This window comes from Streptomyces albus subsp. albus, assembly GCF_000719865.1.
Lineage (GTDB): Bacteria > Actinomycetota > Actinomycetes > Streptomycetales > Streptomycetaceae > Streptomyces > Streptomyces albus_E.
Window position 1 is genome coordinate 1 of the sequence record NZ_JOID01000022.1, and the last position, 18263, is coordinate 18263.

General features: G+C 73.8%; 9 protein-coding genes and 1 pseudogene. 7 read left to right on the forward strand and 3 right to left on the reverse strand.

Annotated elements, in window-relative coordinates; translation table 11 throughout:
• The 3 genes from IF83_RS31335 to IF83_RS0121980 all read left to right on the forward strand — a co-directional run.
• Positions 1 to 1839: glycerophosphodiester phosphodiesterase family protein (locus IF83_RS31335; protein ID WP_279617224.1), on the forward strand; the 1839-nt coding region annotated here is incomplete at its 5' end.
• A gap of 66 nt (positions 1840 to 1905) precedes the next feature.
• Positions 1906 to 5532 carry an ALF repeat-containing protein gene (locus IF83_RS35350; protein ID WP_279617225.1) on the forward strand — a complete coding sequence of 1209 codons (3627 nt, stop codon included), beginning with the start codon at positions 1906 to 1908 and terminating at the stop codon, positions 5530 to 5532.
• A 148-nt stretch (positions 5533 to 5680) separates the two neighbouring features.
• A complete protein-coding gene (locus IF83_RS0121980; RefSeq protein WP_244177165.1) occupies positions 5681 to 6436 on the forward strand; it encodes a barstar family protein in 756 nt (251 codons plus the stop codon).
• Here the strand turns inward: IF83_RS0121980 and IF83_RS32445 are convergent.
• Positions 6432 to 6769, reverse strand: a pseudogene (locus IF83_RS32445) (phosphotransferase); the annotation flags it as partial. The gene IF83_RS0121980 and the pseudogene IF83_RS32445 sit on opposite strands and share 5 nt — an antisense overlap.
• A gap of 175 nt (positions 6770 to 6944) precedes the next feature.
• Here IF83_RS32445 and IF83_RS0121990 point away from each other — a divergent pair.
• Both IF83_RS0121990 and IF83_RS0121995 read left to right on the forward strand, forming a co-directional pair.
• Positions 6945 to 7862 (forward strand): aminoglycoside phosphotransferase family protein, encoded by a 918-nt coding sequence (locus IF83_RS0121990; RefSeq protein WP_030546772.1) that lies wholly within the window; start codon positions 6945 to 6947, stop codon positions 7860 to 7862.
• 718 nt (positions 7863 to 8580) lie between these two features.
• A complete protein-coding gene (locus IF83_RS0121995) occupies positions 8581 to 10527 on the forward strand; it encodes a stealth family protein (RefSeq protein WP_078843732.1) in 1947 nt (648 codons plus the stop codon).
• A 517-nt stretch (positions 10528 to 11044) separates the two neighbouring features.
• Here IF83_RS0121995 and IF83_RS0122000 read toward each other — a convergent pair.
• A complete protein-coding gene (locus IF83_RS0122000) occupies positions 11045 to 11764 on the reverse strand; it encodes a ferritin-like domain-containing protein (protein ID WP_030546776.1) in 720 nt (239 codons plus the stop codon).
• A gap of 197 nt (positions 11765 to 11961) precedes the next feature.
• On the opposite strand from IF83_RS0122000, the gene IF83_RS0122005 reads away from it, so the two are divergent.
• Positions 11962 to 12657 carry a response regulator transcription factor gene (locus IF83_RS0122005; protein WP_030546778.1) on the forward strand — a complete coding sequence of 232 codons (696 nt, stop codon included), beginning with the start codon at positions 11962 to 11964 and terminating at the stop codon, positions 12655 to 12657.
• A 166-nt stretch (positions 12658 to 12823) separates the two neighbouring features.
• Entirely contained in the window at positions 12824 to 14395 is a 1572-nt protein-coding gene (locus tag IF83_RS0122010) for a sensor histidine kinase (RefSeq protein WP_078843733.1), read from the forward strand.
• 150 nt (positions 14396 to 14545) lie between these two features.
• Here the strand turns inward: IF83_RS0122010 and IF83_RS0122015 are convergent, their stop codons facing one another.
• Positions 14546 to 16936, reverse strand: a complete 2391-nt coding sequence (locus IF83_RS0122015; protein ID WP_051723112.1) for a copper resistance protein CopC — start codon at positions 16934 to 16936, stop codon at positions 14546 to 14548.
• Positions 16937 to 18263: the final 1327 nt, after the last annotated feature.

The window sequence follows — 18263 nt, forward strand, 5'->3', positions numbered from 1 at the left end:
GGGTATGCGGCGACGGCGGGTCCGGTGGTGGACACGACGAAGTCGTTCTCGGTGTCGGCGTGGGTGAAGCTGGACGACAAGGACGGGAACTACACGTTCCTCTCCCAGGCCGGCGCGCGCGCCAGCGGTTTCCAGCTGTACTACTCGAAGCACTACGACAAGTGGGTGTTCAACCGGCACGCTGCGGACACCGACAGTCCGGTGATCGTCCGCGCGAAGAGCAAGGCCGCCGCGCAGCCGGGCGTGTGGACCCATCTGACCGGCTCATACGATGCCGCCGAGCAGTCGGTGTCCTTGCACGTGAACGGCCGGCTCCAGGAGTCGGCGGAGTTCACGACCCCGTGGCGGGCCTCGGGCGCTCTGCAACTGGGGCGGCTGCGCTGGCACGGTGCCTGGCAGGAGTACGCGGCGGCGGACCTCGACGAGGTGCGGGTCGTCCAGTCGGTGGTGACGGAGGCCGACGCCGCGTCGATGGCCGACGGTGAACTTCCCGCCCACTTGCAGGAGTTGGCGTCGTTCCCGCTCGACGAGAGCGCAGGGGAGACGCATGCCGGGGGTGGGTCGGGCGCCGGGATGGCCGCGTCGGTGGCCGGGCGCGGTGCGCGGCTCGGCGTGGCGGGCAGGACCGGTACGGGGCTGAGGCTGGACGGTTCGTCGGGGTATGCGGCGACGGCGGGTCCGGTGGTGGACACGACGAAGTCGTTCTCGGTGTCGGCGTGGGTGAAGCTGGAGAACAAGGACGGGAACTACACGTTCGTGTCGCAGGCGGGCGAGCGGGCCAGCGGTTTCCAGCTGTATTACTCGAAGTCCTTCGACAAGTGGGTGTTCAACCGCCATGCGAAGGACACCGACGACACGACGATCGTGCGTTCGCTGAGCTCGGCCGCGGCAGAGACCGGGGTGTGGACGCATCTGGCCGGCGAGTACGACGCGTCAGCGAAAACGGTCCAGTTGTTCGTGAACGGCAAGGCGCAGCCGGCCGCCGAGTTCACCACTCCGTGGCGGGCCAACAGCGCACTCCAGATCGGCCGGCTCTTCTACAAGGGCTCCTTCCGGGAGAACGCCGCCGGCACCGTCGACGACCTCCGCATCTCGGAGCAGACCTCCGCGGTGTACTGCGCCGACACCTACGCCATCGGCCACCGCGGCGCTCCGGAGACCGCCCCGGAGAACACCGTCGCCTCGCTGGAGGCCGCGGCCGACGGCGGCGCGGACTGGGTCGAGACGGATGTGCGGTTCAGCAAGGACGGCCGGGCGGTCGTCCTGCACGACGCGACCGTCGACCGGACCACCAATGGCACGGGCCGCGTCGACGAACTGACCGGCGAGGAGATATCCCGGCTGACCGTGGACGGCGGCGGCCGCGTCCCCACCCTGGAACAGGCGCTGACCGCGCTCAAGGACAGGCCCGCCCGGCTCCTCCTCGAAATCAAGGGCCCGCAGCCGACCGAGTACGTCGACCGCGCCCTGGAACTCGTCTCCGGCGCCGGGATGACCGAGCGCACCCTGCTCCAGTCCTTCGACGAGGACATCGTCCGGGACGCGGCCGCGTCACCGTACAAGACCCGGGTCGCGCTGTTGCGCTCCCAGCTCGACGCGGACCCCGTCGCGACGGCCCGCGCGTTCTCGCTCAGCGGATACGCCGTGAAGTTCAGCGGCCTCGCGGTACGGAGCGCGGCGGTGAAGCAACTGAAGTCGGCCGGCGTCCAGGTCTTCGTCTGGACGATCGACAGCGAAAGCGAATGGAAGGACGCGACGGCCTGGGGCGTCGACGGCGTCATCACCAACCGTCCGGACGAGTTTCTCCGCTGGAGGGAAGCCAACTGTGCTGAAAAGTAACCGGAATCGCACCGCGGTAGCGGTAGCGGTACGCGCATCCTCGTGTCGCGGTAAGGGGGCAGGGCGTTGCTGACGAGATCCCGAATCCTGCCGGGTCTGCGTGGTGTCGTGGCCACGCTCCTGGCCCTGGTGATGGTCGTGAGCCTGGACTTACGGCCCGCGGCGGCGGAGGAGCCACCGGAGTACGACCGGTCGGACGTCGTCGAGGCGTGGAAGTACGGCGGCCCGGGCGTGCGGAGGGCGGCCGAGGCCGCCATGGCGGGGTCGGACGAGGACGTCCAGGCCTTCATGGCCGAGGATCTGCCGGTCATCTGGGAACACGATCTCCGCGTTCAGGTCGCCCAGATCATGGCCATGGGCGGGCCGGGCGTCCGCGAGGCGGCCAACGCCGCGCTGGACGGCGGTGTCGAGGAGCTGAAGGCGTTCCTCGACGGAGGGCTCGTCGGCCCGTACGACGATGATCTGCGCGTCGAGGTGACGCAGATCATGGCCGCGGGCGGGCCGGGCGTGAAAGAGGCCGCGAATAAGGCGCTGGACGGCTCGTCCGATGACTGGCGCCGGTTCATCACCGAGGACCAGTTCGAGGCGCGTGAAGTCGACAACCGTGTCCAGGTCGCCCAATTGATGACGGCGGGCGGCCCGAACGTCAAGAAGCTCGCTCAGCAGGCGCTGGACGGTACCCCGGAGGACGTCCAGGAGTTCCTGGACCACGGGTGGCAGGTCGCGTCCGCGCGGGACCAGGAGACGCTCACCGTCTCCCAGCTGGCCAAGCTCGCCGACTGCGCCCAGAAGCAGGCCACGCAGCTGACCGAGAAGGCCAAGGAGGAGGCGGCCAAGGCGCAGCAGGCCACGCAGCGGGCAAAGGAGGCGGCGCAGGTCGCGGCCCGGGAGGCGGAGGCGGCCAAGTCCTCGGCCGGGAAGGCCGCGGCGGCCGCGTCACGGGCGGCGGCCGCGGCCGACCGGGCGGCGCAGTCGGCCCGTACGGCGGTGTCCGCTGCCGCGGGGGCGAACAGGGCGGCGCGGGTGGCCGCCACAGCTGCGGCGCAGGCGGCTTTCGCGGCCAGCAGGGCCGGGAGCGCGGCTTCCTCGGCCCGGTCCGCGGCCGCCGCGGCGGCCGGTGACGCCACCCGGGCGAAGCAGGCCCGGGAAGCGGCCGAGAACGCGAGGAATGCCGCAAAGGGGGCGCGGAAGGCGGCGGACGCCGCCGACAAAGCCGGTCTGGCCGCCGAGAACGCGGCGAAGGCGGCCGGTGCGGCCGCCAGCGCGGGCGCCAACGCGGCCGCGGCGGCGGCCGCGGCAGCCGAGGCCGGCCGCTGGGCGGGCGAGGCCGGAGCCAAGGTGGAGGAGGCCGAAGCGGCGGCGGCCCGGGCCAGGCGCCTGGCCGGGCAGGCCACGCGCGCGGCCAACGCCGCGCAGACCAACGCCAACCAGGCCGCCACGGCCGCACGGCAGTCGCGCACGGCCGCCAACAAGGCCGCGGACCATGCCGAGGCCGCGGCCGAGGCGGCGGACAAGGCCGCCGACGAGGCCGGCAAGGCCGTGGACGCCGCCAAGGAATCCTCCGTGGCGGCCAACGCCGCCACGGAGGCCGCCAACAACGCGCAGGCAGCGTCTACCCAGGCCAAGACCGTGGCCCAGTTGGCCCGCGACGCCGACGCGGAACGCCTGGCCGAGCAGGAGGAAGAGAACGTCCTGGCGGCCGAGGAGGCCAAGAAGGCCTACGACGAGCGAGTCGCCGTCGCCCGGTGGGAAGCGGGGCGGATCCAGCAGCTCGACACCGAGACGCGGAAGCTCTGGGAGGAAGCCGCCGCAGCGACGGAGCCCGAGGTCACGGTCGCCAAGGGCAGGCAGGCCGCGGTCAACCTGATGACCCGTGGCGGGACCTGGGTCCGCGAAGCCGCCGAAACGGCTCTCGTGGGCACCGAGGCGGACGTCACCGCGTTCGTACGCGACGGGCTGGATCTGGCCCTGGCGCAGGACGACCGCGCCAGCGTCGCGCACATCGCCGCCACCACCGACAAGCCCGCCCAGCAGGAGGCCGCCCTGGCCGTGCTGGACAAGCCGGTCGACGAGGTCCGGGAATTCCTGCGCACCCGTGCCTACCCGGGCAAGGAGCACGACGACCGCGTCGCCGTCGCGCAGATCATGGACAAGGGCGGGCCGGGCGTGAAGGCCGCGGCTTCCGAAGCTCTGGACGGCACCGCGGACGACCTGCACCGGTTCCTGACCACCGGGCAGCACAACGCCCGGGAGGAAGACGACCGCGTGGCCGTCGCCCAGGCCCTGGCCAACGGCGGCCCCGAGGTAAAGGCGGCGGCGCAGGCCGCTCTGTCGGGACCACCGTCGTACCTGCGGGCCTTCCTGGAGATCGGTCAGTACAAGGCGCAGCAGCGGGACGCCAACGCGGCCGCGCACATCGCCGAGATCGACACCCTTCTGGCGGCCGCCGACCGGTCGGCGGCGCTCGCCCACAAGGGCGCCGCCGAGGCACAGGCCGTCGCGGCGGAAGCGCGCGAGGACGCCGCCGAAGCGGTCACCTGGGCGAACGAGGCGCAGGAATCCGCGAAGAAGGCGTCCAAGCACGCCCAGCAGGCGGACAAGTCCGCCGACCAGGCGGCCGAGTCGGCCAACCGTGCCGCCGAGTCCGCCAAGAAAGCCCGCGACGCCGCCGCGGCCGCGCGCAGCGACGCGCAAGCTGCGACGCGCTCCGCAGAACGGGCGCAGAGATCCGCAACCATCGCGTCCGGCTACGCCTACCAGGCCAACATGGCGGCCTATCAGGCGAGTGTCTCTGCCACTTCCGCCGGCAAGGATGCCGCAGCGGCCGCGAAGGCCGCGTTCGAAGCTCGGAAGATCGCGGCCGAGAAGTTGCTCGCGGAGTTCAAGGAGCAGGTCAGGGAAGAAGCGAAGGCCGATGGTGTCAGCAAGCCGCTCTCGGACGATGAGCTTCGCGAACTGATCCGCAAACGGTTCATCGAGTACCGCGACAAGTACATGGAGCACGGGGATCTGACGCCGGGTACGGTTCTGGTCTGCGCGGGCGACGGAGCGGGCGGGTACGCCTGTACGGAAAGTACTTTCACGGAACGTCTGATCCTCTGGTACATCGGCGCTGAAGAGATCGAGAAGTGTCTACAGGACAAGGATCCGTCCTGCCTGTCCGGTCTCGTGCTGGCCGCTCTTAAGCTGAAGTGGCTTGGAAAGACAGGCTGCGGACCGAAGGCTTTCGCATCGGGCAGAGTTCCTCTTCTTGCCGCTGATCGATTTTCGGGTGTCGCTGCGGTCCAGGCTCGGAGCAAGTCGGAGCCAAACGTCCGCAGGGCAGCAGTTGTCGGTCCAGGAGCCGCGGACCTGGTGTTCGGAAACACGCCGGCCTTGGCATCAAAAAAGCACTGCCCGAATGGTCGGTTGTCGGACAAACTGCCGTCGGGGATGTCGCCTGAGATTGCATCGGCGTACGATCTTTACAAACAGGGCATGCTCACGTCCCATGACGTGTACGAGGGAAGAGAGTATCCGTGGTGGAAAGGGGCCAAGGAGTACCGGGTTCCCGGGGGAAAAAGCGACGAACGCATTGTCGTGAAGACGTTTTCCAACGGCGTTGAGGCGATCGGGTGGACTTCAACCCATTACGTGAAGATCCAGCGCTTCACGGCCCCGCATTTCCCTGACTGGGGGTGGCGTAAAAAGTAGAACCTGTTGCGCCGAAGCCGCGTGGTGTACCTTGAGCGCCGCCGGTGCGTCACGCGGCTTCGGCCCGCTTGGGCCGTGACTTGACGTGGATCCTTTCGCGTAGGTTGAACAGTGGGGAATCTGGGTGCGTCACATGGTGTCTGAAGCTATGCATGGAATTCTGTACCGACTCGTCGACAAGGACTCCCAGGATATCCTCTTGATGGCGGAGGACCTGCGGGGGTTCTTCATCGGTGCCGACGAGGAACCGCGACAGACGGTTGTATTCGCCGGCACCCGCTACGTTAAGAAGGTTAAAAGGGTAACCGAATCAGCGGTACTCGAGGTTGTCGGTCGGCAGATGGAGTCGATTGGGTCGTACTACATCGGAAGAATCACTCGTGAGGCCCTGGAGAGTCCGAATATTCAGGAAGGTGGGGAAGGGTATCCTGATGTTAAATATTCGTTCCATGGGAGTGCTTGCGAATACCCGTGGGCGGGGGAAATCTGGAGAATGTGGTCGGCCAACAGGCCGGACGCGCCTGGCGAGTGGGTTCAATACCCCTCTGAATATCACGCAAGCTGGCTGCATGTAGTCCAGACGGCATGGTTTTCATCTGGTCTGAGGGCGACCCGATACCAGACCGCCGAAATGGTGCGCCTCGACGGTGCCGTGGCGGTTACCAGGGATGCGTTCTACTGCGCTATTGGGGAGGCGGTCAATGGGCCGGGCGGGTATTTCGGATCGAACCTTGACGCCCTCTACGACTGCCTTAGGACGATGAAGAGGGATGGGGGCAGTCCGTTCCGTCTCGAGTGGAGTGATTCTCTGGTCTCCCGTGGAGCGCTGGGAGGCGAGTTCACGGGATCGGTAATTTCCATGTTTGAGGAATTCGGTGTGTGCGTGGACCTCGCTGATGATTGAACGCTGCCTGATCGGGGATCTCTCCTTCCAGCCGCCGGTACACCGAACACGGCCACGGATAGCCCTCGGTGGGCCGCCCGGCGCCGAGCACCCCGGGGACGGCCGTGGGCAGCCCGGGCGCGAGCCGGGGCAGCCACTCCTGCTCCGGCGACACGTCGGCGGCCCCGCCCTCCGTCAGCGGAAGGCGTACGACCATGCCGTCGCCCAGCCGTACATGGCGTTGACCGTGCCGCCGGACGGCACCCGCCGCACCGGGAGACCCGCGGCGACCAGCCGCCGTACGAGTTCGTCGTCGACGGGCCGCGTGCCGGGATGCGTCTGCCTAGTGCTCATGAACGGCCATCCGACCGCCGGACGCCGGGGGCGTCAAACGCTTTCCGTCGTGACGGGCAGCTCGACGCTCGCGGTCTCCCGCCGGCGACGAGTACAACGTCCGCCGGGGCGTCACGGCAGGACCGCCGGACCGGGCGGATGAGGGAGCGGACGGCTCCGGTTACCGTTGCCTCCCATGACGTACGCCAAGATCGAAATCACCGCCGACCTGGTCCGGGACCTGCTGCGCGAGCAGCACCCCGACCTGGCCGACCGTCCCGTGCGCCTCGGCGCGCGCGGCTGGGACAACCAGTTGTGGCGGCTCGGCAGCGATCTCGCCGTCCGGCTGCCCTGGGCGACGCGGGAGGCGGACGAACTGCTGCGCAAGGAGTACGCCTGGCTGCCCGCTCTCGCCCCGCGCCTCCCGCTGCCGGTGCCCGTTCCCCAGCGCCTCGGTGAGCCCTCCGGACGATTTCCGCGCCCGTGGCTCGTCACGACCTGGGTGCCGGGCGTGTCCGGCGACCGTGCCCCCGCCACGCGTGCCCCGGAGGCGGCCGACGCCCTCGCCGGCTTCCTGACGGCTCTTCACCGGCCGGCCCCCGGCAACGCTCCCGTCGGCGGCCACGGCCGCGGGGGTCCGCTGGCGGACCGCGCCGAGCAGTTCGCCCGGCAGCTGGCCTCGGCCACCGAGCAGGGGCTCGTCACGGACCCGGGCGCCGTCCGCGCGGTCTGGGACGACGCCGTCGCCGCGCCCGGCTGGGCGGGCCCGCCCCTCTGGCTCCACGGCGATCTGCACCCGGCCAATGTCCTCACCCTGGACGGCACCCTCTGCGGCGTGGTCGACTTCGGCGACCTCTGCGCGGGCGACCCGGCCTGCGATCTCGCCGCCCCCTGGCTGCTCCTGCCGGACGGCGCCACCGACCGCTTCCACGCCGCCTACCAGCCGGCCGCGGACGCCGCGACCCTGCGGCGCGCCCGGGGCTGGGCGGTGCTGCAGGCCCTCATGGGCATCCTCGTCGGACAAGCGGGCATCCAGGGCGACCCCGGCGGCAAGCCCACCTGGGGCCCGCCGGCCCAGGCCGCACTCCGGCGCCTCATCGCAACGGTCCGCTGAGGCCGCGTACGGCGGCGCGCGGCGCGCGGTCGCGGAGTACGCGGCTGCGGGCCGGTGGGCCCGGGGACGGGACCGGTCGGCCCTGTTGACCGGCGCCGGAACATGATGTTCTGGGGGTGGCACCGAGGAGAACACCAGACGCGGAGCAGCGGACACCGAGCCGCGCACCGCGCAATCCGGGCCCGCGAGAAGCGGACAGCCCCTCGGCGGCCCGTGTACCCAGCGGTACCCCGTCCGCTGGGTACACGCGTTCCACCGGTCCGCGGCTCCCGCGCCCGGTACGCGCTCCGGTACCGCCCGCGCCGGTCGCGGTCCGGTACGCGCCCCGGTTCGCGGTCCGGCGCGGTCCGTCCGGCGGGGTCCCGCCCGTGGCCGGCGGGCTTGCCGTCCCCCGGCCGACGCGTACTCCAATTCCCCTTCGTCGCATGGCAGTTCATCGCTCGCCGGTGGGCATCAAGCGTCCGGCGGGAGGGCACCCGCAGCGGGACGTCGGAGGGAACGGCCTCCACGGGAGGCCACCGAGCGGGCCCGGGGCCCGGCCGCCGAGGCCGGACTCGGGCCCCTGACAGGGGAGTTGGCTGCCGTGCGTGACATCGATACGACACCTTGGGACAGGACACGCCGAGACGGTGCCATCACCACGCCGGACACCACGCCGGACACCGCGCATCCGGCGGCGGAGGCGGCAGATACGGCGGACGCGGCGGACGCAGCCGACGTGCCGGACGACTCCGACGCCCAAGAGGTCCCGGACACCCCGCACATACCTCCCGCGACCACCGCCCCGGTCACCGGCCGCAACCCCGAGGTGTCCTGGCCCGTCCGGATCTACCGGCGCTCCGTCCCCGTGCGCCTCAGACGGGCCGTCGTGGCCCGGACGTCCCCCGCCGCGCGGGCCCGCGCCAAGCGGCTGCTCACCACGGTGCCGTCCCCCGGCGCCCTGGGCGGCCGGATCCGCGCGGCTTACGCGGTGCGCCGCCACCCGGACGCGTTCCGGGGGCCGGACCGGGCGCTGCGCATGGTCGGCGGCGCACCGAGAGCCGTGCTCGTCACGCCCGACCCGACCCCGCTCGGGGCGCGCAACGCGAACTCGGCCCGGGTCCGCGAGGCCCTCGACGCGGCCGGGGTCGACCACTTCTGCGTCCGGGGCCGCCGGGACACCTGCGCGGTCGTCGCCGTCGCGGCCGCCGACCGCCCGCGCGCCCACCGCGCCCTGGCGCGCGCCTGCGCCGCCGCCCCGGGCTACGTCACCGCCGTGGAAGCGGGGGAGCGCCTGCGGCGCACCGCCCCCGGCTTCCGCGCCGCGACCTGGCGCGCGGTCGCGGAGGCCGACGTCATCCGGCTGACTTGGTACCACGGCGACCCGCGGGGCCGCGTCGTCCTCGGGCCCAAGTACGGCTGCGACGTGGAGTTCTGGGCCGCCGGCGAGGAGAGCGGGGCCACCCTGACCGCGCCGCGCCACAACCGGACCGCCGAAGTGGTGCCCCGCGCGGACACCCCCGTCGAGGTCTCCGAATCCCTCTTCACCGCGCTCGCCCCACCGGCGCGGCCGCTGCCGCCGGTGCGCACCCGCAGGGAGTTCGCCCGGCCGGCCCCCGAGGACGTCCGCTTCCCGGTGGACGCCGTCTACACCTGGGTCGACGGCCACGACCCCGCATGGCTCGCCCGCCGCGCACGGGCCGCCGGGCACGCCTACCACGAGGAGTCCGCCAACGCCGCCCGCTACGCCAGCCGGGACGAACTGCGCTACTCCCTGCGCTCCCTGCACCTCTACGCCCCGTGGGTGCGGAACGTCTACCTCGTCACCGACCACCAGGTGCCGTCCTGGCTGGACGGCGAGGTGCCGGGGCTGCGGATCGTCGACCACCGGGAGATCTTCGGCGACCCCGGGCTGCTGCCCACCTTCAACTCCCACGCCATCGAGAGCCAGTTGCACCACATCGACGGCCTGTCGGAACACTTCCTCTACTTCAACGACGACGTCTTCCTCGGCCGCCCCACCCGCCCGCAGGACTTCTTCCACGCCAACGGACTCACCCGGTTCTTTCCCTCGCCGGCGCTGATCCCGCCCGGCGCCCCTACCGAGCGCGACGTCCCCGTCTCCGCGGCGGGCAAGAACAACCGGACGCTGATCGAGGAGATCTCCTCCACGTTGATCAGCCACAAGATGAAGCACACCCCGCACGCGCTGCGGCGCTCCGTCCTGTACGAGATCGAGGAGCGCTTCCCGGAGCGGCACCGCGCCACCGCGAGCCGGCCCTTCCGCGGCCTCGACGACCTGTCGGTTGTCTCCTCCCTCCACCACTACTACGCGTTCCTCACCGCGCGGGCCGTGCCGGGGCAGCTCCGCTACGCGTACCTCGACATCTCCGACCCGGCAGTGGGGGTGCGGCTGGACCGGCTGCTGGCGCGGCGGGACCGGACCGTCTTCTGCCTCAACGACACCGTGTCCGGCGAGGAGGACGTGGAGGCGCAGCGGGCGCTGCTCACCCCGTTCCTGGAGGCGTACTTCCCGGTCCCGGGACCGTACGAGTACGGGGCGGGCGCGGCCGGAGCCCGGGCCGGGCGCCGGGCCCGGGCCGGGCAGGACGCCGACACCGGGCACGCGTACGCGGCGGAGGCCGCGCGCAGGGCGGACCACACGGCGGGCGGCCGCGTGGCGTGACGGCGCCTCGACGGGCCGGCCCCGCCGTGCGGTGTGGCCGCCGACCCGCGGCCGTGCGGTGTGCCGCGCGGGCAAGTCCCAACCGGCTCTCCCGGAGGGCCGGTCGGCCCTGTCGGCGGGCGCCGGGGCGTGGTGTCCTGAGGACGGCACCGAGGGAAGCGCCGGGCACGGAGAAGCGGAGCGGAGTCCGCGCACCGTGCGATCAGGGCCCGCGAGAAGCGGACAGCTCCCCGGCGGCCCGTGTACCCAGCGGTCCCCCCCGTCCGCTGGGTACACGTCTTCCCGCCTGCGGATCGGCGGCTCGCGCCCCTGCCGGGCGCCGGTCCACGGGCCGCTGCCCGCTGCTTGCCCGGACCTTGCCCCTCGGCGAGAGGCCGCGCCGGGGAATGACCCCTGTCGCGCCATGCGCTCCGATGCTGAGCGGGCCGGGTCACGGGCCGGTCGGCCGACGGGTGTGAGGGCCGGGGCGATTGCCCCGGCCCTCGGTTCGTTCGCCGGCCCGATCAGCCGTTCCCGGTCAGCCGAGCCAGCGGTTGAACGCCGCCAGGTGGCGTTCCGAGCCGGACAGCAGGTTCTCGTAGACCTGCTGGGCGTCGGGGGCGTCGTCGAGTCCGGGGATGGCCTTGGTGAGGCCCTCGATGTCCTCGGTCTCCACCGTGACGCCGGCCTTGAGGGCGCCCTCCTCGTTCTTCTCGCCCTGCGCGAGCAGGCGGTCGTACGTCGCCTGGACCGTCTTGTCGGCGAACTCGCCCGCAGCCTTGCCCGTGGTCGGGTCGGCCACGTCGTAGCGGTCGAGCAGCGTCCGGACGGCTTCGAGGTGGTTCGTCTCGGACGCGGCGATCCGGTCGAAGACCCGGGTGTCGTACTTCTCGCCGAAGGCCGTGTACAGGTCGTGCGCGAGCTTCTCCTCTTCGGCCGCCCAGGCGAGGTTCTCCTTCTGCTCCTCGGTCAGGGTGCCCTGGTCCGCGGTCACGGAACCGGCCCCGAGGCACGATCCGTCCCGCATCCCCATGCCCTGGCTGCCCTGCCTCTTCTCCATGCCCTGGCCCATGCCCATGCCCTGGCCCGATCCCGGGCCGCCCTGGTGCCGCGGGCCCGGCTGCGCGTTCTGCGAGGTGGTTCCGCCGGACGCGCCCGGTCCGTCGTTCGCCGCGGCGATCACCGGCCCGGCGGCCAGGGTGCCACCGATCACGACCGCACCGGCGACGGCGGTGGCGAGCTTGACGCTGCGCTTCATGGCGTTCCTCCTCGGATCTCCGGTGGCGGAACCCTTCCGTCCCGGTGATCCCACCGTCGTCCCGGGCGCGGCAGACGGTGTGGCGGCGCCATGGAGACGGTATGGAGACGGGGATCGCGGCGCCGGGGCCGCCAAGTGGCGGAGGGAGGGTCGTTCGGCCCTGGCAGCCCGGGGAGGCGGGACGTATACGTGGGGCCATGGCCACCACTGTGCTCGTCGTCGAGGACGAGAAGGAGATCCGCGAGCTGCTGCGCCGCTACATGGAGCGCGCCGGGTACGCGGTCGTGACGACCGGATCCGGCGCCGAGGCGATCCGCCTCCTCGGCGAAAGGGGCGTCGACATCGCCGTGCTGGACCTCGGGCTTCCCGACGTCGACGGCAGTGAGGTGCTGCGCGAGGCCAGGGAGCGGGGCGGCACCCCGGTGGTCGTGCTCACCGCGCGCGACGCGGTGGAGGACCGCATCCGCGGGCTCCGGCTGGGCGCCGACGACTACGTCACCAAGCCGTTCAGCCCCACCGAGGTCGTGCTGCGGGTGCAGGCCGTGCTCAGCCGGGCCCGGCACGAGAGCGGCCGGTCCGACGCGGCGGCCTCGTACGGACACGGGCGCCTGGTGATCGACGAGGACCGGCACGAGGCGCAGATGGACGGCGTCAAGGTGGAGCTGACCCCCACCGAGTGGGGGCTGCTGACCGCCCTGGCCTCCGTCCCCGGCCGGGTGTACTCGCGCTACGAGCTGGTCAACCGGGTGCGCGGCTATGAGTTCTCCGGGTACGAGCGCACGATCGACTCGCATGTGAAGAACCTCCGGCACAAGCTCGGGGCCGCCGGCACGGAGGTCGTGGAGACGGTCACGGGGGTCGGGTACCGGCTGGGGCTGAGACGTGACACCTGACGCGGAGCGGGGGGCGGAGCCGGAGCCCTGGCCGGGGCCCGTGCCCCGGCCTGGTTCGGCTCCCGTCTCCGGGGCCGGGGACGGCGGGGCCGGGGCTGCGTCCGGGCCGGGGCACGGTTCGGCCCGTGTGTCCGGGGCCGGGCACGACGGTGGTGGGTCTGCTCCCATGCGGGGACACGGTTCGGCCCCTGTTTCCGGGGACGAGCTCGGCGGGGCCGGGCCCGGGTCTGGGTCCGGGGCCCGGCCCGCGGCCGGCGGCGCCGCCCGGTCCGGGAAGGGCGGCGGCCGGGGTGCCGGACCGCTCGGGCGGCGGCTGTTCGCCGCCTTCGCCGTCGTCGCGCTGGCCTCGATCGCCCTGCTCACGGCCGCCGCCCTCATCGGCACGGAGCGGGGCATCGGCACCGCACGCCAGGCGGACCGGCAGCGGGTCGCCGACCGGGTGGCCGACGCCGCCGCCGACGCCTACCGCCGCGCGGGCGGCTGGGAGGGCGCCGACCTCGGCCCCGCCCGCACCATCGCCCTCGGCGCCGAAGCGGTGCTGACCGTACGGGACGCCGACGGCCGCGTGGTGCTGTCCCCGGGCGGACGCGGCGGGGGCCGCGGAGCGGGCTCCGGCAGTCACATGGACGGCGCGGGCATGGACGGCGCGGGCATGGACGGCGCGGGCATGGACAGTGCGGGTACGCCGGGGCCCGGGCCCTTCTCCGGCCGGGCCGTCACCGCCGACGTCCGGGCGGACGGCCGCACCGTCGGCTCCGTCCATCTCGGCTTTCCCACTGTGAGCGGGACGGAGGGCCGGGACATCGCCTGGGGCTGGATCGCTGCCGCCGCGCTCGGCGCCCTCGCTCTCGCCCTGGCCGTCAGCTGGTACGTCACCCGCCGGCTCACCGGCCCGGTCGTCCGCGTCGCGCGCACCGCCCGGGCCCTCGCCGCCGGGGACCACACCGCCCGCTCCCGGGTGGACGCGCCGGGTGAACTGGGGGAGCTTTCCCGGGCGTTCGACACCATGGCCGACGACGTCACCCGCGCCGAGCTGGCCCGGCGCCGGCTGGCCGCCGACGTCGCCCACGAACTCCGCACCCCGCTCGCCGCCCTCCAGGCCGGTCTGGAGGAGCTCCGCGACGGCTACGCCGACCCCGCGCCCGAACGGCTGGCCGCCCTCCACGACCAGACACTGCGCCTCGGCCGCATCGTCGGCGACCTCGCCGCACTCTCCGCCGCCGAATCCGCCCGGCTCTCCCTGCGCCGGACCACCCTGGACCTCACCGGACTGATGCTCGGCGCCGTCCGCGACCGCGAGCCCGAACTGCGCGCCGCCGGCCTCACCGTGCGGACCCGACCGCCCGCCGGGCCGCTGCCCGTCCACGCCGACGGCGACCGGATCCACCAGGCGCTGGGCAACCTGCTCAGCAACACCGCCCGCTACTGCCGCCCCGGCGACACGGTGACCGTCACCGCGCGGGCCGAGCCCCGCGACGGCGCTGTGGACGGCACGGCGGTGATCGAGGTCGCCGACGACGGCCCGGGCATCCCCGCCGCCGAACTGCCGCACGTCTTCGACCGGTTGTGGCGGGGAAGCGCCGCGCGGGATGTCGGCGGGAGCGGGATCGGCCTGGCCGTCGTCAAGGAACTGGTCACCGCACACGGCGGCACCGTGGAGGCGGCCTCGGGCCCGGAGGGCGGCACCCGCGTCACGGTCCGGCTCCCGGCGGCCCCGCCGGGGACGGCGCGGAGCTGAGCCCGCCCTGTGCCGCCGGGGCCCGTCGACGGCGTCCTCGGCGTACCGTGGCGGCACCCGGAGGTGCCGGGACGGCCGCCGGATCGGCTGTCGCGCGCCCGGGCGCGGCCCCCGGTCCCGTCCGTACGCTCATCCGCTGACCGCCCGCGCTCAGCCCGTCCCGCCCTCCGGCGCCGTCCCCGGAGCCGGGCGGACCTCCACGGTGGTCTTCTTGGTGACCTGGTCGAACTCGGAGGTGCGCACGGTGACGGCCATGGTCCACTCGCCGGGCAGGGGCAGTTGGACGTCGTCGTTGAGCCAGTAGCCGCCGGCGTCCTCCAGGCGCGCCTCCAGCGGGCCGATGCCCTTCTCCTCCAGCGTGAAGGAGACACGCACCTCCGGAACGCCCACGAGACCTCCGTTCGCGAGGACGAGCACCTGCACCCGGTTGGTGCCGACGCGCGCGGGATCGACGGTGACGTTCGCGACGGTCTCCACCCCCGGCTCCCCGGCCTCCGCGCCGCCGCTCAGCGGTACGTCCACAACGGCGACCGCCGCGCCCCGGGCGGCGATCTCCTGGCTGGCGTCGAGGACCGCGCGGGCGGGCTGGGTGCCGGTCAGTACCACGGTGACGGCCAGGATCGCGGCACCGATGGCGAGTTCGGCGATCACGGAGCGGCGCAGGCCCTCCCGGACCGGGCCGTCGCCGCCGGGGGACGGCGGGACGTCGCCGGGCGCGGAGAGGGGGGAGACGGGGGAGCCGTGCGGGACAGGGCTTCCGGTGCCGGCGTTCGCGGCGGTCTTGTCCGGTGTGCCCTCGCCTTCAGTGCCCTTGCCTTCCGTACCCGCGCCTTCTGTTCCCTCGTCTTCCGGGCCGTCGTCTGCCGTGCCGTCGGTCCGCGCGGCGTTCGCCGGGGTGCTGTTCCCCGGGCCGCCGTCTCCCCGGGTGGGGCCGGCCGGTGGGGAGGGAGGCTCTCCGGAGCCCGCGGATGCGGCTCCCGCTCCCGCCCCCGCACCCACGGCCACCGGCTCGGGCCTCCGCTCTGATACCCGTGCCGGCTCCGCGCCCTGCTCCGCGTCCTGTTCCGGTTCGTGCTCCGACACGGGCTCCGGCTTCCGGGAGGACAGCGGCACGGGGGCGGTCGCCGGCGCGGCCGGCCGGCGCAGCCGCGCGGTCAGCCGGCGCGAGGCGGCCGCCACGACCAGCAGGAGCAGCACGACGACCGCCTTCGTGAGCAGCAGCTTGCCGAAGAAGGTGGTCAGCAGCAGATCCCAGGCGCCGACCTGGCGCCAGGACTGGACGAGACCGGTCAGGACCAGGACGCACACCGAGACGAACGCGACCGTGGAGAAGCGCCCGGCCGCGCGCGCGTCCCCGGTGTCCTGCCCGCCCCCGGCCGGCGACCCGGCGCCACGCCGGAGGACGGTGGCGGAGAGCGCCGCCAGTCCGCCCGCCCACACGGCCATCGCCACCAGGTGCAGACCGGCCACGGTGATGGCGAGCGGGGCCTGCGGGCCGACCGAGGCGTGCTCGACCGTCACCCAGGTCGCGGCCAGCCCGGCCGTCAGCAGGGCCGCCGTCACGAGGACGGGAGCGGACGGGCGCCGGTTCCGCGGCGGCCCGTCGGCGGCGTGCTCGACCGTGCCATCCGCCGCACCGTCAGGAGCCAGGTCCGGCCGGGCGCTGCCGTCGCCGGACGTCCGCGCCGCCGTCCTCGCCGTCCCGCCGCGGAAACCGGCGGCGGGCAGCGCCAGGCAGGCGCCGGCCACCGCGAGCAGCAGCAGCCGGATCAACAGGGCGGTGCCCGGGCGGGTGCCGAAGGTCGCCGGCAGCGCCGACAGGTCGAGGGCCCGCAGCGGGCCGTCGCCGTTCTGGTACGGGCCGCGGAGCAGGATCAGCGCGACGGTGGACAGCACCAGGGCCGACCAGCCCGCGGCCACCAGCCGCCGCAGCGGGCGCGGCACCGGGCGCCGCGGCAGGCACAGCAGTGCGAAGGCGCAGCCGCCGACGAGCAGGGCCAGCCCCGCGTAGGCGCCGTAGCGGGCGAGGCCGTACAGCCGTTCCGTCGTCTTGTTCCCCGCCGTGTCGGAGGGAATGACGGCGGCCGTCCCGGACGGCTCGCCGATGGAGAAGGTGAACGCGCCGGAGGCGGGGTGGCTGTCGGCGGACACCACATGCCAGGCCACGGTGTACGTGCCGTGGGCGAGGCCGTCGCGGAGGCCGATCCGGATCGCGGTGCCGTCGTTCCCGACGTGCCGCGGATCCCCCTTCGCCACCTGGGTGTTGGAGGGGGAGATGACGCGGATCGTGCGGTTCGTCAGGCTCACCTTCTCCGTGAAGGTGAGGGTCACGTGCCGTGGGGCCGTTTCGAGCACCGTGTCCCCGGCCGGATCGGCGGACCGGAGCGCGGCGTGCGCGGACGCGGGGCCGGCGCCGCCGAGCAGCACCGCGAGGACCGTGCCGACCAGGACCAGCAGGGCGGACAACCGCCGGGCGCGGGACCGGGTGCCGGCCGGGGTGATCGCCGAGGACGGGGTGACGGCGCGGACCGGCCGCGTCACACGGGCACGGAAGGGCCGTTCCGCCGCGCGGGCACGGCCGGTCCGTTGTGCCGCGCGGGCACTGTCGCTCCGTTGCGCCGCGCGGGCACCATGCGCCGGTGCGACCGTACGGGCCGGGCCGGTGCCTGCCGCTGCGGGCGAGGCGACGGCGCGGTCCGGCCCCGCCGCGCGGGCCCGGCCGGTCGGTCCCGCCACACGGGCACCACGGGCCGGTGCCGCCGCACGGGTTCGGCCTGTGACCGCCGTAGCCCGGGTCCCGCCCGCGCCTGCTGTCGTGCGGGAGTCGCGGGCCCTTGCCGTGGCGCGGGCGTCGTGGGCCCCCGCCGTCGCACCGGTGCCGTTGGCCCCCGGCGTCGTACGGGTGCCGCCGCCCGTCCGTAGCGCCCTGCGGGCAGGGGCTGTTGCGGGGGAGGCGCCTGCCACCGGGGGCGCACCGCCGTGTGCCCGCCGCCACCCACCGAGATTCTCGCTCACGCCGCTCTCTCCGTTTCTCGCCACATCCCGGCAGCCGTCCCGGGCGCCGCCCCCGGCCGCCCCCGGCCGTCCCGCGTCCTCGCCGGCCCCGCCCGGTCCGCCCGGTCCGCCCGGTCCTCAGGGGCCGGAAACGGGGTTCGGGACCGGGGTTGGGCTCCGGGGCCGGGCTCGCGGGTCGGGCTCGGGTTCTGTGACGAGTACGTGGCGGGGACGCCGGATGCTCAGCGAGAATGCCAAGTGACACCGGACGGGTTGAACGGCCGCCGCCCGGCCGCCGTATCCCTTTCGGCGCACGATCCCCCGACTCGGCGCACGATCCCCCGACCCGCGGAGCGAGTGACACGTGACGGCCGATCAGCCGCAGCCGCCGGACGGGCCGTCCAGCGGCCCGGCCGCGTGCCATGCGCGGTGGCCGTCCGGCCGGCTGCGCGCGGCGGTGTTTGCGCTGACCGGCACCGTGCTGGCGGTCGCCGGGCACCACGCCGTGCTGCCGGTGCCGGTGCCCTGGGGGACGGTGGCGCTGCTGGCCGCCGCGCAGTACGCCGTCGTCCGGCCGACGGCGCGCCGGCGCCGTCCGCTGCCCGTGGTCGTCGCGGCTACCCTCGCGGCGCAGGCCGTGCTGCACACCGCCCTGTCGCTCGCCGCCGGTTGCGGAGCGCCGGCCGGGCACGCGGCGCACGGCGCGGACGGCGGCCCCGCGGCATACGGCGCGGGTGGAGCGGACGGCGGCGGGCTGGCGGCGGCCGCTGGTGTCCACCTCTGCCATCCGGCGCCGGCCGCCATGACGGCGGCACATGTGCTCGCCGCGCTGGCGGTGGCCTGGCTGCTGCACCGCGCGGACTCAGCGGCGGCC

Coding starts and splice junctions, on each gene's coding strand:
- IF83_RS0122010 (WP_078843733.1), top strand. CDS start 12,824: ATGCGGGGACACGGTTCGGCCCCTGTTTCCGGGGACGAGCTCGGCGGG.
- IF83_RS0121980 (WP_244177165.1), top strand. CDS start 5,681: ATGCATGGAATTCTGTACCGACTCGTCGACAAGGACTCCCAGGATATC.
- IF83_RS0121990 (WP_030546772.1), top strand. CDS start 6,945: ATGACGTACGCCAAGATCGAAATCACCGCCGACCTGGTCCGGGACCTG.
- IF83_RS0122005 (WP_030546778.1), top strand. CDS start 11,962: ATGGCCACCACTGTGCTCGTCGTCGAGGACGAGAAGGAGATCCGCGAG.
- IF83_RS0122000 (WP_030546776.1), bottom strand. CDS start 11,764: ATGAAGCGCAGCGTCAAGCTCGCCACCGCCGTCGCCGGTGCGGTCGTG.